Source organism: Sulfitobacter faviae (genome assembly GCF_029870955.1).
Classification (GTDB): Bacteria; Pseudomonadota; Alphaproteobacteria; order Rhodobacterales; family Rhodobacteraceae; genus Sulfitobacter; species Sulfitobacter faviae.
Window position 1 is genome coordinate 140,150 of record NZ_PGFQ01000002.1, and the last position, 15,972, is coordinate 156,121.

Genomic DNA, 15,972 nt, shown 5'->3' on the forward strand with positions numbered 1-15,972 from the left:
CGTATATCAAAATTTCCCCCTAGATAGGCCCCGAGATGCGCAGGCTGGGAGGGCCAGCGCGCGGGGGAGGGGCCATGACAAGTCCGACGTTAAGCGATGTCGCACGCGCTGCCGGGGTGAGCTATGCCACCGCGGACCGGGTGATCAACAACCGCGGCAACGTGGCGGAAAAGTCCATCGCCAAGGTGCGCGAAGCGGTCGCGTCGCTTGGCTATGTGCGCAATGTCGCGGCGGCGAACCTGTCACGCGGGCGGGTCTACCGGCTCGCTTTCCTGATCCCCCGCGGCTCCAACGCCTTTTTCAACCGCATCCGCCAGCACATCGAACATACCGCCGCCCATCAGGCCACCGAACGCGTCACCGCCGAGGTGATCGAGGTCGCGGCCTTCGCCGTCGAAGGGCTGCAAGACAGCATTTCGGACCTGCTGGAACGGGATTTCGACGGTGTCGCCATCGTCGGTTTGCAAAGCGCGGCGCTTGAGGCTCCTTTGGCCGCCCTGCGGGATAAGGGGGTGGCCGTGGTGGGCCTCGTCTCCGACCTGCCGCAGGCCGCCCGCGCCGCCTATATCGGGATCGACAACATCGCCGCCGGGCGCACCGCGGGGCGCATGGTGGGGCTTGCCCATGGCGGGCAGGGCGGGCGGGTGCAGACCTTTGCAGGCTCGCTGGACGCGCGCGACCACGCAGAGCGTCTGACCGGCTTTCGCGAAGTGTTGCAGGCCGATTTCCCGCAGGTTGAATTGCTGGATCCGATCATGACGAAGGACGACGCGCAGGTGCTGAACGCGCAGACGCGTCAGGCGCTCGGCCAGACGGAGCTGACAGCACTTTACAACGTGGGCGCGGGCAACAGCGGGTTGATCGCCGCCCTGCAAGAGGAGCGGGGCACAAGGCCCTTCTGCGTGGTGCATGAACTGGTCGCGCATTCGCGTCAGGCGCTGCTTGAGCGGCATATCGATCTGGTGATCGATCAGCGCCCGGATGTCGAGATCAACCGCGCCTTCACCGTCTTGCGTGCGCTGATCGACCAAAAGGAATTGCCGCCGATGCCGGACCTCGTGCCGACGATTTATGTGCGGGACAATCTGCCCGCCGACACATTGACCGATAAGATGAAGGCCAAGATAGATGACTGATTTCTTTAAAGATATAAAGCCCCTCACCTATGACCCCGAGGGGGCCGATCTGGCCTTTCGCCACTACAATCCCGACGAGATCGCCATGGGCAAACGGATGGAGGATCACCTGCGTTTCGCCGTGGCCTATTGGCATTCCTTCGCATGGCCGGGCGGCGATCCCTTTGGCGGGCAGACCTTCGATCGCCCGTGGTTCGGTGACACGATGGATTTGGCAAAGCTCAAGGCCGATGTGGCCTTTGAGATGTTCGATCTGCTGAACGCGCCCTTCTTCTGCTGGCACGATGCCGACATCCGCCCCGAGGGGGACACATTCGCCGAAAGCCTGCGCAATTTCGAAGAGATCATTGATTATCTCGGCACCAAGATGGAAGGCTCCAAAACCAAGCTGCTTTGGGGCACGGCGAACCTCTTTGGTCACCGGCGCTTCATGTCGGGCGCGGCCACCAATCCCGACCCTGAGATTTTCGCCTGGTCCGCCGCCACGGTCAAAGCCTGCATGGATGCGACCCATAAGCTGGGCGGTCAGAACTACGTCCTCTGGGGCGGGCGCGAAGGTTATGAGACCCTGCTTAACACCGACCTGAAGCGCGAACGCCAGCAGGCCGGGCGCTTCTTGCAGATGGCGGTGGAGTACAAACACAAGATCGGTTTCGAAGGCGCCATTCTGGTGGAGCCCAAGCCGCAGGAGCCGACCAAACATCAGTATGATTTCGACGTGGCTACGGTCTATGGTTTCCTCAAGGAGTTTGGGCTGGAGAACGAAGTTCAGATGAACATCGAACAGGGCCATGCGATCCTTGCAGGCCATTCGTTCGAACATGAGCTGGCGCTCGCCGCGTCCTTGGGGATTTTCGGCTCAATCGACATGAACCGCAACGACTATCAATCGGGCTGGGACACGGATCAATTCCCCAACAACGTGCCCGAAGTGGCGCTGGCCTATTACGAGGTGCTGAAGGCGGGCGGTTTCACCACCGGCGGCACCAATTTCGACGCCAAGCTGCGGCGGCAATCGCTCGATCCGGTCGATCTGGTCGCGGCCCATGCGGGCGCGATGGATGTCTGCGCGCGGGGCTTCAAAGCCGCCGCCGCCATGCTGGAGGATGGCACGATTGAGGCCATGCGCGCCGAGCGCTACGCGGGGTGGGAGACGCCCAAGGCCAAGGCGATGCTGGAGGGGGATCTGGCCTCAATCGCTGCGCAGGTCGTCCAAGACGGCATTAACCCGCAGCCCCGCTCGGGCCGGCAGGAAATTCTGGAGAACATCGTGAACCGGTTCGTTTGAGCCGGGGAAAGGGAGGAACATTATGAAGACGATCAAGGGACCGGCGCTGTTTCTGGCGCAATTCGCGGGCGATGAGGCGCCCTTCAACTCTTGGGACAGCATCACCAAATGGGCCGCCGATTGTGGCTACAAAGGCGTGCAAGTGCCCAGTTGGGACGCGCGGCTGATCGACTTGGCCAAGGCCGCGTCGAGCAAGGATTACTGCGACGAGTTCAAGGGCAAGGCGGTCGAAAACGGCGTGGAGGTGACCGAGCTTTCGACACATCTTCAGGGCCAGTTGGTCGCCGTGCATCCGGCCTATGACACGGCCTTTGACGGCTTCGCCGTCGAAGAAGTGCGCGGCAATCCCAAGGCGCGGCAGGAATGGGCGGTCGAGCAGGTGAAACTGGCGCTTTCGGCGTCCAAGAACATGGGGATCGGGGCGCATGCGACCTTCTCGGGCGCTTTGGCTTGGCCCTATGTCTACCCTTGGCCGCAGCGGCCTGCCGGGCTGATTGAGACGGCCTTTGACGAACTCGCCGCGCGTTGGCTGCCGATCTTGAACCATGCCGAGGACTGCGGTGTCGATGTCTGCTATGAGATCCACCCCGGCGAAGATCTGCATGATGGCATCACCTATGAGATGTTTCTAGAGCGCACGGGCAATCACGCGCGCGCCAACATGCTCTATGACCCCAGCCACTACGTCCTGCAATGTCTTGACTACATTGATAACATCGACATCTACAAAGACCGGATCAAGATGTTCCACGTCAAGGATGCCGAGTTCAATCCGACGGGCCGTCAGGGGGTCTATTCGGGCTATCAAAGCTGGACGGACCGCGCCGGGCGGTTCCGGTCGCTGGGCGACGGGCAGGTTGATTTCGGCGCTGTCTTTTCCAAAATGGCGGCGAATGATTTCGATGGCTGGGCCGTGGTGGAATGGGAATGCTGCCTCAAACACCCCGAAGACGGGGCGCGTGAGGGGGCGCAATTCGTCTCCGATCACATCATTCGCGTGACCGACAAAGCCTTTGATGACTTCGCCGATGGCGGCACCGATGAGGCGGCAAACCGCAAAATGCTGGGGATCGACTGATGGCACGTATTCGACTTGGCATGGTGGGCGGCGGCAATGACGCCTTTATCGGCGGGGTGCACCGCATCGCCTCGCGCATTGACGACCGGTTTGATCTGGTGGCAGGCGCGCTGTCTTCGACCCCCGAGAAATCCGCCGCCAGTGCGGAGGCTTTGGGCATCCCGCGCTCCTACGGCAGTTTCGAGGAGATGGCCGAGGCCGAAGCCGCCCGCGAGGACGGGATTGAGGCGGTCTCAATCGTCACGCCCAACCACGTTCATGCCGCTGCTGCAAAGGCCTTCTTGGCCAAGGGCATCCATGTGATCTGCGACAAGCCCCTGACCTCCACGCTCGAGGATGCGGAGGCGTTGGCGGCCAGTGTCGCGGAGGCCGAGGCGCTTTTCATCCTCACCCATAATTACACCGGCTATCCGATGATCCGCCAAGCGCGGGCCATGGTGGCGGCGGGTGATCTGGGGGAGATCCGGATCGTTCAGGCGGAGTATCCGCAGGACTGGCTGACCGCGCCGATGGAGAACGAAGGCGTCAAACAGGCCGAATGGCGCACCGATCCCGCACGCTCGGGCGCGGGCGGCTCGGTGGGCGATATCGGCACCCATGCCCATAACCTTGCGTGCTTTGTAAGCGGCTTGCAGGTCGAAAGCATCGCCGCCGATCTGCAAAGTTGGGGCGCGGGGCGCAAGCTGGATGACAACGCCCATATGATGCTGCGCTTTGCTGGCGGCGCGCGCGGCATGCTGTGGTCAAGCCAAGTGGCTCCGGGGAATGAGAATGCGCTGAAGCTGCGTATCTATGGCGACAAGGGCGGTTTGGAATGGTCGCAAGAGGATCCCAACTACCTCTGGTTCACGCCATTGGGAGAGCCGAAGCGCCTGATCACCCGCAACGGGGCAGGGGCGTCTGAGGCGTCGCAATCGGTAAGCCGCATTCCCGGCGGCCACCCCGAGGGCTACCTCGAAGGGTTTGCCACGATCTATAACGAGGCCGCCGATGCGATCCGCGCCGTGCAGGGCGGGGCGAGCCGCGAAAGCGCCATGGGTTTGCTGCCGGACATCACGGCGGGCATGGCGGGGATGCGTTTCATCAATGCCTGTGTCACCTCCTCGGCCAATGATGCGGCGTGGACCAAGCTATGAGTGCCACCCCCGTTCTTGCCCTGCGCGACGTGAGCAAGAGCTTCGGCTCGATCGAAGTGCTGCATGGCGTGACCCTCGCGCTAGAGCCGGGGACCGTTCATGCGCTGATCGGTGAGAACGGGGCGGGCAAATCGACGACGATGAAGATCATGGCGGGCTATCAACTACCCTCCAAAGGCGCTGTCGAACTCGATGGTGCAGCGGTCCGTTTCGACAGTCTGCATGAGGGCGAAATGGCCGGGATCGTGATGATCCACCAAGAGTTCAACTTGGCCGAACAGCTCACCGTTGAGCAGAACATCTTTCTGGGCCGCGAGTTGAAACGCGGGCCGCTGCTCGACAAGGCCGAGATGCGGCGGCGCACGCGGGACTATCTTGATCGGGTGGCCTGCAACGTCTCTCCGGATGCGCTGGTCTCGCGTCTGTCGAATTCCGACAAACAGATGGTCGAGATCGCCAAGGCCCTGTCGCGCGATGCGCGGGTGTTGATCATGGACGAGCCGACGGCGGTGCTGACCAAACGCGAGACCGATGTGCTGTTCAAACAGGTCGCGGCCCTGCGCGCGGCGGGGACGGCGGTCTTGTTCACCTCGCATAAATTAGACGAAGTGGCCGAGATCTCGGACCATGTCACCATCATGCGCGATGGCGCGGTGGTGCAGTCCAGCCCGACCTCTGAGATCACCGAAGACGAAATGGCCACCGCCATGGTGGGCCGCGATGTCTCTGACCTCTACCCCGCCAAACCCGGTGTGGAGCGGGGCGCGCCAGAGGTGCTCTCGGTCGAAAACCTCAGCGTGCCGGGCTTTGCCAGCAATGTGTCTTTTTCACTGCGACAGGGGGAGATCCTCGGGCTGGGCGGGCTGATCGGCTCTGGCCGGACCGAGGTGATGGAAGGCCTTGCCGCGCTGCGCCCGGCGAGTGCCAAGCGCGTCACCCTCTTTGGGGAGCCGGTGCAGTTCAAGCGGCCAAGCGACGCGCAACAGGCCGGGCTGTGCTATCTCACCGAAGACCGCAAGCTGCGCGGTCTGCTGCTGGAACGCGGCATGCGTGAGAACCTGACCCTGCAAAACCTGCATAAATTCGGCGGCTTCCTGATTGATCGCAACGCAGAGGAAACCGCCCTGACCGAGGCCATTGGAGAGTTCGACATTCGCGCGGGCAGCCGTGATGTGCGGGTCGGCAATATGTCAGGCGGCAACCAGCAGAAACTGCTGCTGGCCAAGATCATGCTCTCTGAGCCGCGCATCCTGATCGTCGATGAACCCACCCGCGGCATCGACATCGGCACCAAACAGCAAATCTATGCCTTCCTGCGCAAATTGGCCGATCAGGGCCACGGCATTATCGTGATCACCTCCGAGATGCCCGAACTCATCGGCCTTGCCGACCGCGTGATGGTCATGCGTTTGGGCGAGGTCAGCGGCACGCTAAACGCGGGCGAGATCACGGAAGACGCGATTGTCCGCCTCTCCATGGGGCTGAGCGCCGAACAAATGCCGATGACGGCCTAAGGAAACCGAAGATGACAGATGTAACCACACCTCAAACCAAAAGCTTCCGGATGCCGTCGATGTCTGTCCTCGGGCCGATCATCGCGCTGATCGTTCTGCTGCTGATCGGCACGGCGCTGAATTCCAACTTCCTGAGTGCGGCGAATATCACCAACGTCCTCGCCCGCTCGGCCTTTATCGGGATCATCGCGGTGGGCATGACCTTTGTCATCACCGCGGGCGGGCTTGACCTGTCGGTGGGGTCGATGGCGGCCTTTATCGCGGGGTTGATGATCTTGGTGATGAACGCCGCTTTACCGAGCCTCGGTGTCGGCGTGCCGATCATCCTCTTGGGCATGTTCACGGCCATCGTCGCGGGGCTGCTGGCGGGGCTGTTGAACGGCTTTTTGATCACCGCCCTCGGCATCGAGGCCTTCATCGTCACGCTCGGCTCCATGGGCATTTACCGCTCGCTGGTGACCTGGCTGGCGGATGGCGGCACCCTGTCGCTCGATTTCGGTCTGCGCAGCTTTTACCGGCCCGTCTATTTCGACGGCATCCTCGGGATCAGCTGGCCAATCATCGTTTTCGCGCTGGTGGTCATCATTGGTGAGATCATCATGTCGCGCAGCGTCTATGGCCGCCACTGCGCCGCCACCGGGTCGAACGAACATGTGGCGCATTATTCTAATGTGAACGTCAATCGCACCCGTCTGATCTCTTATGCCGCATTGGGCATCTTGGTGGGCATCGCGACGATCATGTATGTGCCGCGCCTCGGCTCGGCCTCGGCCTCCACCGGGGTGCTGTGGGAGTTGGAGGCGATTGCCGCCGTGATCATCGGCGGCACCGTGCTCAAGGGTGGTTTCGGTCGGGTCTGGGGCACCGTCATCGGCGTGCTGATCCTCAGCCTGATCGGCAATATCCTGAACCTCACCGATTTCGTGTCGCCCTATCTGAACGGTGCGATCCAAGGGATTATCATCATTCTCGCTGTGATCCTACAGCGCGAAAGGAAGACGGCGCTTTAAGCCGTAGTTGAACGCTTCATGGGAGGAGCAAATATGACATTTACCCAAACATTCATTGCCACCGCGCTGGCCACGGCTGTCGGCACCGCCGCCTTTGCCCAAGAGACCAAAGTCATCGGCGTGTCGATCCCGGCGGCGACCCACGGCTGGGCGGGGGCATGAACTTCCACGCCAAGGAAACCGTCGAACGTCTGGAAGAGGTCTATTCCGATCTCGACTTCGTTCTCGCCACCGCGTCGGACCCCGGCAAACAGGTGAACGACATCGAAGACATGGTCGCCACGCGCAACATCGACGCGCTGGTGGTGTTGCCTTTTGAATCCGACCCGCTGACCCCGCCGGTGCAAGCCGTGGCCGACAGCGGTGCATGGGTCACCGTGGTGGACCGTGGCCTTTCCGTTGAGGGCATCCAAGACCTTTACGTTGCGGGCGACAACAGCGGCTTTGGCAAGGTGTCGGGTGAATTCATGGCCCAGCAAATGCCCGATGGCGGCGACATCGTCGTGCTGCGCGGCATCCCCACCACCATCGACAATGAGCGTGTCGAGGGGTTCAACGCGGCGATCGAAGGCTCCGGCATCAATGTGCTCGACATGGAGCATGGCAACTGGAACCGCGACGACAGCTTTACCGTGATGCAGGATTTCCTGTCGAAATACCCCAATATCGACGCGGTCTGGGCCTCGGACGACGATATGGCGATTGGCGTGCTGGCCGCGATCGAAGCGGCAGGGCGTGACGACGTGAAATTCGTGCTCGGCGGGGCCGGTATGAAAGAGATGATCAAGCGCACCGCCGATGGCGATGAGATGATCCCGGCCAATGTGACCTACCCGCCGTCGATGATCGCCACCGCGATTGAGCTGACCGCCGTGGGCCTCACCTCCAACGCGCCGGTCTCGGGCACCTTCGTGATCGGCTCGGTGCTGGTGACGCAAGAGAACGCGATGGATTTCTACTATCCCGACAGCCCGTTCTAATGGCCAAGGCCACCGGCAGCTTGCCGGTGGCTCTCTCTCATTTGTGAAGTAACGAGTACCGCATGACCTATCTCGGCTTGGACCTTGGCACCTCGGGCGTCAAAGCGCTTTTGATTGACGAAGGCCAACGGCCCTTGGCCGAGGGTCATGCCCCATTGGAGGTTCAGCGCCCGCACCCGATGTGGAGCGAGCAAGACCCCCATTCATGGATCACCGCCTGCGAGAGCGCCATCGCCGAGGTCCGCGCCGCGGCCCCGGATGCATTCGCGGCGCTGCGCGGCATTGCCGTCTCGGGCCAGATGCACGGCGCCACGCTGCTGGATGCCAATGACCAGCCCCTGCGCCCGGCGATCCTGTGGAACGATGGCCGCGCCCATGCCGAATGCGCGGAACTGGAAGAGCGCGCCGATTTTCGTGGGCTGGGTGGCAATATCGTCATGGCAGGCTTCACCGCGCCCAAGCTGCGATGGGTCCAGAAACATGAGCCCGAGATTTTCGCGCAGGTCCGCAAGGTCCTGCTGCCCAAGGACTATGTCGGTCTTTGGCTGACGGGCGAGCATGTGTCGGAAATGTCCGACGCGGCGGGGACGCTCTGGCTCGACGTGGAAAAACGCGATTGGTCGGATGAACTGCTCGCCGCCACGGGGCTTAGCCGTGACCACATGCCGCGATTGGTCGAAGGCAGCGCACGGGCGGGCGGGCTTCGGGCCGAGCTTGCCGCTCAGTGGGGTGTCGGCAACGTCACTGTCGCGGGCGGCGCGGGGGACAATTCCGCCACCGCGGTGGGGCTGGGGCTGGTGCAGCCGGGGCAGGGGTTTCTGTCGCTCGGCACCTCTGGCGTGCTATTCACCGTGACCGACCGTTTCGCCAGCAACACTGAAAGCGCCGTGCATAGTTTCTGCCACGCGGTGCCGAAGACCTGGCACCAGATGGGGGTGATCCTATCGGCAACCGACGCTTTGGCATGGCTGGGCCAGATCACCGGGCAAAGCCCCGCGGCGCTGGCCGGCATGGTTCAAGACATTCAACAGCCTTCCGCGATCACCTTCCTGCCATACCTCTCGGGCGAGCGGACGCCGCATAACGCCCCCGATGCCGCCGGGGCCTTTCACGGGCTGCGCCGCGGGCATGGGTTGCCGGATATGGTGCAAGCGGTGATGGAGGGGGTCGGCTTCGCCTTTGCCGACTGCTGTTGCGCCCTCGACCACTGTGGTTCATTGCCCGAACGGGTCTGCGTGGCGGGCGGCGGCAGCCAGTCAGAGACATGGTTGCAGATGATCGCCGACATCACCGGGCTGACCCTCGATGTGCCCGAAAGCGGTGCGCAGGGCGCGGCGCTCGGCGCAGCGCGGCTGGCGATGCTGGGCTATGGAGAGGCGGCGGAGGCCGAGGTGATCCGCCCCCCGAAGATACGCAAAAGCATCGCACCCAACCCCGCGCTCACGGCAGCCTATGCGGAACGCTATGCCGACTTCCGTGCGGCTTGGGAACAGCGGCTGGCGCAGTAGGCATCAAGCGCAAGACCAGCAAGAAAAGGGGCGGCCACCACGCCGCCCCCCCTCATCACATCCCGGCAATCACCTTGTCCAAAGTGGCGGGATAGTCGCGCACCCGCACGCCGGTGGCGTTGTAGATCGCATTGGTGATCGCTGCCGCCGCGCCGCAGATGCCCAATTCGCCGATCCCTTTGGCCTGTAGCGGGTTGGCCCAATCGTCCCGCTCTTCCAACAGATCGACGGTCAGCTGCGGCACATCCGCGTTCACCGGGATGTGGTATTCCGCGAGGTTGTGGTTGGCCACATGGCCGTCGCGCGGGTCAAAGGCCAGCTCCTCGGTCAGCGCGATGCCGATGCCAAAGGTCATGCCCCCCAGACATTGCGACCGCGCCGTCTTGGCGTTCAGGATCCGCCCGGCGGCAAAGGTGCCATGCATCCGCCGCACCCGCGTCTCGCCCGAGGCGGCATGCACCGCGACCTCGGCGAAATAGGCCCCGAAGGTGGCCTGCCGCACCGCCTCAGAAGTATCGCCAGGCTGGACGTGACCCACTTTGGCAATCTCATCCCCGTTCAGGATATCGCTCAGGCTGCGGGTCTGGTTGTCAAAGGTCGCCATGCCGTCTTTTAGCGTGAGGTCACCTTCCTCCACCTCCAGCCGCGCGGCAAGCTGTTTGCGGATCGCCTCGCAGGCCAGATAGACCGATGTGCCGCTCGACGACGCGCCCCATGACCCGCCCGAGCCAGATGCCGGGGGCAGGGTGGTATCGCCCAAGACCACATCGACCGCATCGCGGGGCAGACCCATCATATCGCCCGCGATTTGGCCCAAGATCGCATAGGTGCCGGTGCCGATATCGGTCATATCCGTTTCGACCCGCAGGCGGCCATCGGGCATCAGCGTCACGCGGGCTTGGCTCTCCATCAACACGTTCACCCGCGCGGCGGAGGCCATGCCATAGCCGATCAGCCATTCCCCCTCGCGCCGTTCCTTGACGCCGGGGCGGTCGGCCCAGCCGAATGTCTCGGCCCCGCTGTCGAGCGCTTCTCGGAAACGGCGAGAGGAGAATTCCTTGCCGCTCTCGGGGTCCTTCTCAGGGATGTTGCGGCGGCGCAGCTCGACAGGATCCATGCCGACCTTGTCGGCCAGCTCATCCATCGCGCCTTCGAAAACGGTGACGCCCACCGCCTCGCCCGGCGCGCGGACGGAGCCCGCGCAAAGCCGGTGCACCCGCGCCAAGTCCATCGACATCTTGCGGTTCGCCCCGGCATAGAGGAAATGCGACGCCTGTAAGACCGGCTCGGCAAAGCTCTCTCCGGGCAGGTTAGACACCCGCGCGTCATGGCCCAGACCGGTCAGCCGACCTTCGGCATCGGCGGCAAGGCGCACCCGCTGCGTGGTCTCGGACCGGCGCATCGTCGCCTCATAGACCTGCTGGCGGTGCAGCGCGACAGAGACCGGGCGGCCCACCTCTTTCGCGGCAATCGCCGCCGCGACCGCCTCGGGCGCGATGCCGAGTTTCGACCCGAAGCCGCCGCCGACATAGGGCGACAGGATGCGCAGCCGGTCGGGTGGATGCCCAAGGCATCGGACAGCTCATTGCGGTTGTATTTCAGCATCTGATAGCTGCCGCGCAGGGTCAGCTCTTCCCCGTCCCATGAGGCGATGGAGGCATGCGGCTCCATCGGGGTGCTGGAATGCGACGGGGTGGTGTAGGTCACATCGACCGAGAAAGCGGCCTGAGCCATAGCGCCGTCCAGATCGCCCTGATCCAAGGTCTTCGCCTCCTGCGGCTCAACCGCCGCGGTGGCAGGATCGACCGGCATGACCTCGCCGTTTTCCAACGCCACTTTCAGCGATTGCGCCGCATGGCGGGCCTGTTCGAATTCCTCGGCGACGACCACTGCGATCAACTGGCCGAGATAGGCGGCCTGTTCCGGCCCTTGAATTGGCGCTTGGTTCGCGGTGCCTTGCGCGGGGTTGCGCAGCAGGCGCGGGTCTTGGATCACGGCCAATACCCCCGGCATTTGCGCCACCGCTTCGCGGTTGGCCAAGACCACCCGGCCGCTATTGCCCGGCGCGCGGACCATGACGCCATGCACCATGCCCTCGACCTGCCATTCATTGGCATAGGTCGCCGTGCCGCTCACCTTCAGCGGCCCCTCGGGGCGGTCCAGCGGCGCGCCGACAAGCCCCTGCGCCATATCATCCAACCTGCGGGCGGTGGCAGGCGCGTCCATCTTGAATTGCTCGGTCATTGCTGGGCCTCCGCGGTAAGTTCGTTCAGCACCGACACCAGCGTGCGGCGGGCGAGGGGGATTTTGAAATCATTCGCGCCATAGCCTTTGGCCTCGGCCAGCAGCAAATCGGCGGCTTTGTTGAAAAGGTCTTCCGAGGGCGCGTTGCCGGTCAGCAGTTCCTCCACCTCCGCATTGCGCCACGGTTTCGGCGCCAGCCCGCCAAAGGCTAGATCGGCACGGGTGATCCGCCCGTCTTCCATATCGACGATCCCGGCGACCGAGACGAGGGCAAAGGCATAAGAAGCCCGGTCCCGCACCTTGCGGTAGGTCTGTTTTCCCGTCACCGGCGCGGGCAGCACCACGGCGGTGATCAATTCGCCCGGCTCAAGAACGGTCTCTTGGTCTGGCCGCTCTCCGGGCAGCAGATAAAGCTCATCCAGCGTTAGGCGGCGCGTGCTGCCGTCTTCTTTCAGCGTCTCCACCTCGGCCCCGAGCGCCCGCATGGCCACGGCCATGTCGCTGGGATGGGTGGCGATGCAATGCTCCGAGGTGCCCAAGACGGCAAGGATGCGGTTGAACCCCTCCTTCGCCGAACAGCCCGTGCCCGGCTCGCGTTTGTTGCAGGGCATGGCGCGGTCATAAAAATACAGGCACCGCGTGCGTTGCAGCAAATTGCCGCCCGTCGTCGCCTTGTTGCGCAACTGTCCGCTGGCCCCGGCCAGCAACGCACGGCTCAGCACGGGCCAGCCCTTGCGCAGACGGGCGTCATTGGCCAGATCGCTGTTGGTCACCAAGGCCCCGATGCGCAGGCCGCCATCTTCGGTCTCTTCGATCTCGCCAAGGTCGAGCCGGTTGATATCGATCAGCGCCTCGGGGGTCATGACCTCCAGCTTCATCAAATCCAGAAGGTTGGTGCCCCCGGCGATGAAGGTGCCACCGCTGGCCGCTTGCCGCGCGGCGGCCTCTGTATTTTCGGCGCGGGTATAGTCGAATGGTCTCATGCGCTTTCTCCCGCCGCTTTTCGGATCGCCTCGACGATGTTGGGATAGGCCGAACACCGGCAGAGGTTGCCGCTCATCCGTTCCGAGATTTCTTCCGTCGTCAGCGCAGGCTTGCCGCTCAGGTCATCGGTCACATGGCTGGGCCAGCCCTCTGCGATCTCTTCCAGCATCGCGGTGGCCGAGCAGATTTGCCCCGGCGTGCAATAGCCGCATTGGAACCCGTCTTCGCTGACAAAAGCTTCTTGCAGCGGGCTGAGGTTGCCGGGCGCTCCGATGCCTTCGATGGTGGTCACCTCATCGCCGTCATGCATACAGGCCAATGTCAGGCAGGCGTTGATCCGGCGGCCATTCACCATGACTGTGCAGGCGCCGCATTGCCCGTGATCGCAGCCCTTCTTGCTGCCGGTCAGTCCAAGATGGTGGCGGAGCGCATCCAGCAGCGTCGTGCGGGGATCGAGATCCAGCCGCTGCTTCGTGCCATTGATGGTCAGATTCGTTTCCACGGCAATTTCCTTTGGCTAAATGGGGGCGGAGGAGCGGACCCCTCCGGCTATCGGCTGCCTCGGGACGTAGGGCGGCGTGGATGAGCGGCAAGCGGGTGTGGCTGGTGGGGTTCAGACAGCGTGCTTTGATAACATAACCATGATTACGAGGCTTTTGACTGCGCAGCGGTGGATTCACAAACGAAGTGCAAAATATGTACGAATACAGAGAGTTGCATGGAGTATGAAGAATGGGAACCCACTACTGTCACCTGAAGCTGGACGAACGTCGCAAGCTTGCAAAGTGGCTTGAAGCCAAAATGCCGATTTCAGAGATCGCGGATCGACTGGGTCGCGACCCGTCCACGATCTACCGAGACATTAAGCGTAATCGGTACACGGACAACGAACTGCTTGAGCTAAATGGGTATCACGCGCTCGTCGCTCAGGACAAATATGAGCAGCGCCGTGCGATCCATCGCAAGATGATCATCCACCCTGATTTGAAAGCCGCTATCGAAAACCGCCTGAAGGCTGGCTGGTCGCCCGAACAGATAGCCGGCAGGATGCGGCTCGAACGGCACCCGATCCGCGTGAGTCACGAGACGATCTATCGCTTTGCCTATTCCAAAGACGGTCGCGAGGAACAGTTCTACCGCCATCTCCCTGAGCATCGTCGCCACCGTCGGCCGCGTGGTTACCGCAGGCACAACAGAACCCACATATTTGACAGTCAAAGCCTGTCACACAGGCCTGAGCGTGTCTCAAAACGCTTAGAATTCGGCCATTGGGAGTGCGACTTGATGATGTTCCGCAAGGAGCATGGGAAGGTAAACGTGACGTCACTGGTGGAGCGCGTCAGCCGCTATGCCGTCGTGATGCGTAATGAAGATCGCCAATCCAAACCGATCATGGAGTCTCTGATCAACGGGTTGGCTCCCCTGCCCGCCGATGCGCGCCAGTCGATTACCTTCGACCGCGGCACCGAGTTCTCGGCCTGGAAATATCTCAAGGCCGGGATCGGAGCGGATGCCTGGTTCTGTGACCCGCAAGCGCCCTATCAGAAAGGCACTGTTGAGAATACGAACAACAGGCTGCGTCGATACCTTCCAAGATCAACCGCACCGACGGCGCTGACAAATCGATATTTGAGGTCGATTTGCCACCGCCTCAACGCAACGCCGCGCAAGTGCCTTGGCTACCGGACGCCCGCTGAGGTCTTTGAAAGCAACCTGATGGAAATACAGAACCGGTTGGAGTAAAACGACATATCAAGAACTGCACTTCACCGTGAGTTCACAAGCCGCGTCCAACCGCCGCCCCCTCTGGCCGCTTGGCACAAAGCCGATTAGAAACGAGGGCGAAACCGGGGGAGCGAACCGTTGCAAAAGATCTTATTGCCCGAAAGACCCGACTGGCGCGCCCATGCGCAAGAGGTGGGCTTTACCTTTGCCGATATGCATGGCGAACCCTATTGGGACGAAACCTCGGCCTATGCGTTCTCGCTCACCCAGATCGAGAATGACATCGAAGACCCTTCGACCGAGCTTCACGCCATGTGCCGTGAAGCCGTGGCCGAGATCTTCGCCAGCGAAGAGTTGATGACCCGCCTCGCCATTCCAGATGCCCACTGCGACCTTGTGGCCGAGAGCTGGCGCCGGGGCGATCCTGAGGTCTATGGCCGTTTCGATTTGGCCTATGACGGCACGAACCCCGCCAAACTGTTGGAATATAACGCAGATACGCCGACCTCACTTTACGAAAGTGCGGCCTTTCAGTGGCAGTGGCTTGAGGACCAGTTGAAAGCGGGCGCACTGCCCGAAGGCACGGATCAGTTCAACGGCATTCATGAGGCGCTGGTCGCCCGTTTTGGCGATGTCTTCGAGCAGGACAGCGATCTGCATTTTACCGCCGTGGCCGACAACCCCGAAGACTACGGCACCGTCGAAGCCATGGGCTGGGCCGCACGCGAGGCGGGGCTGGGCGCGCATTACTGCGATCTCGATAAGATTGGGCTGAGCGACGATGGCCACTTCCTTGATGATCAAGACCGCCGCATTGCCGTCCTGTTCAAACTCTACCCTTGGGAAGACATGCTGCGCGACGACTACGCCGCCCATATCCAAGGCTCGGGCTGTCTGTTTCTGGAGCCTGCGTGGAAAGCGCTTTTGTCAAACAAGGGCCTCCTGCCCGTGCTGTGGCAGATGTTCGAAGGCCACCCCAATCTGCTGCCCGCGTTTTTCGAGGCTGATGTAGCCGATGCGCTCGCCGGGCGCGGCCCCGCCGCCCCCGCCTGCGCCGACGCCTTTGACCGGGCGGCGGCGGAACTGGCCGAGGCGCATGTGCGCAAGCCGATCCTCTCGCGCGAGGGGGCGTCGGTCACGATCCACCAATCTGGCAAGGTGATCGAACAGTCGCAGAACTCTGATTACGCCGAGCATCCGCGCATCGTGCAGGCCTATGCCCCGCTGCCCACCTTCGACGGCTTCCGCCCGGTGATCGGCTCTTGGATCGTGGGAGAGACCTGCGCGGGCATCGGCATCCGCGAAGACCGATCGCGCATCACGCAGGATTTGTCACGCTTCAAACCGCACTACATTCTGGCATAGCCCA

General features: G+C 62.6%; 11 protein-coding genes and 2 pseudogenes. 10 read left to right on the forward strand and 3 right to left on the reverse strand.

Annotated features, from left to right (window positions below; genetic code table 11):
- Positions 1–74: 74 nt before the first annotated feature.
- From CUR85_RS17225 to xylB, 8 genes and pseudogenes are all read left to right on the forward strand, one after another.
- On the forward strand, positions 75–1,136 hold the full coding sequence (locus CUR85_RS17225; RefSeq protein ID WP_169306070.1) for a LacI family DNA-binding transcriptional regulator: 1,062 nt from the start codon (positions 75–77) through the stop codon (positions 1,134–1,136).
- The gene (gene xylA, locus CUR85_RS17230; protein ID WP_067261236.1) at positions 1,129–2,424 is read left to right on the forward strand and encodes a xylose isomerase; all 1,296 of its coding nucleotides are present in this window, start codon (positions 1,129–1,131) and stop codon (positions 2,422–2,424) included. The genes CUR85_RS17225 and xylA overlap by 8 nt, the downstream gene beginning before the upstream one ends.
- A 22-nt stretch (positions 2,425–2,446) precedes the next feature.
- A complete protein-coding gene (locus tag CUR85_RS17235; protein ID WP_067261237.1) occupies positions 2,447–3,502 on the forward strand; it encodes a sugar phosphate isomerase/epimerase family protein in 1,056 nt (351 codons plus the stop codon).
- Positions 3,502–4,638: a Gfo/Idh/MocA family protein gene (locus CUR85_RS17240; protein ID WP_197470899.1), complete on the forward strand. Its 1,137-nt coding sequence runs from the start codon at positions 3,502–3,504 to the stop codon at positions 4,636–4,638. The genes CUR85_RS17235 and CUR85_RS17240 overlap by 1 nt, the downstream gene beginning before the upstream one ends.
- Positions 4,635–6,152, forward strand: coding sequence for a sugar ABC transporter ATP-binding protein (locus CUR85_RS17245; protein WP_067264739.1), 1,518 nt, complete (start codon positions 4,635–4,637; stop codon positions 6,150–6,152). Before CUR85_RS17240 ends, CUR85_RS17245 begins: the two co-directional genes overlap by 4 nt.
- An 11-nt stretch (positions 6,153–6,163) precedes the next feature.
- Positions 6,164–7,162 carry an ABC transporter permease gene (locus tag CUR85_RS17250; protein ID WP_067263827.1) on the forward strand — a complete coding sequence of 333 codons (999 nt, stop codon included), beginning with the start codon at positions 6,164–6,166 and terminating at the stop codon, positions 7,160–7,162.
- Between the two features lie 33 nt (positions 7,163–7,195).
- A pseudogene (locus CUR85_RS17255) lies at positions 7,196–8,142 on the forward strand (ABC transporter substrate-binding protein).
- 62 nt (positions 8,143–8,204) lie between these two features.
- Complete coding sequence (gene xylB / locus CUR85_RS17260) at positions 8,205–9,650, forward strand: xylulokinase (protein ID WP_136720365.1); 1,446 nt, start codon at positions 8,205–8,207, stop codon at positions 9,648–9,650.
- Between the two features lie 55 nt (positions 9,651–9,705).
- Here the strand turns inward: xylB and CUR85_RS17265 are convergent.
- The 3 genes and pseudogenes from CUR85_RS17265 to CUR85_RS17275 form a co-directional block, all read right to left on the reverse strand.
- Positions 9,706–11,894: pseudogene (locus CUR85_RS17265) on the reverse strand (molybdopterin cofactor-binding domain-containing protein).
- The gene (locus tag CUR85_RS17270; protein WP_067263937.1) at positions 11,891–12,877 is read right to left on the reverse strand and encodes an FAD binding domain-containing protein; all 987 of its coding nucleotides are present in this window, start codon (positions 12,875–12,877) and stop codon (positions 11,891–11,893) included. Before CUR85_RS17270 ends, CUR85_RS17265 begins: the two are co-directional and overlap by 4 nt.
- On the reverse strand, positions 12,874–13,380 hold the full coding sequence (locus CUR85_RS17275; RefSeq protein WP_082852032.1) for a 2Fe-2S iron-sulfur cluster-binding protein: 507 nt from the start codon (positions 13,378–13,380) through the stop codon (positions 12,874–12,876). The genes CUR85_RS17270 and CUR85_RS17275 overlap by 4 nt, the downstream gene beginning before the upstream one ends.
- Before the next feature lie 230 nt (positions 13,381–13,610).
- Between CUR85_RS17275 and CUR85_RS17280 the strand changes: the two genes are divergently transcribed.
- Together CUR85_RS17280 and CUR85_RS17285 are read left to right on the forward strand one after the other, a co-directional pair.
- The gene (locus CUR85_RS17280) at positions 13,611–14,621 is read left to right on the forward strand and encodes an IS30 family transposase (RefSeq protein WP_280322806.1); all 1,011 of its coding nucleotides are present in this window, start codon (positions 13,611–13,613) and stop codon (positions 14,619–14,621) included.
- Between the two features lie 120 nt (positions 14,622–14,741).
- Positions 14,742–15,968 carry a glutathionylspermidine synthase family protein gene (locus CUR85_RS17285; protein ID WP_067267678.1) on the forward strand — a complete coding sequence of 409 codons (1,227 nt, stop codon included), beginning with the start codon at positions 14,742–14,744 and terminating at the stop codon, positions 15,966–15,968.
- Positions 15,969–15,972 lie beyond the last annotated feature (4 nt).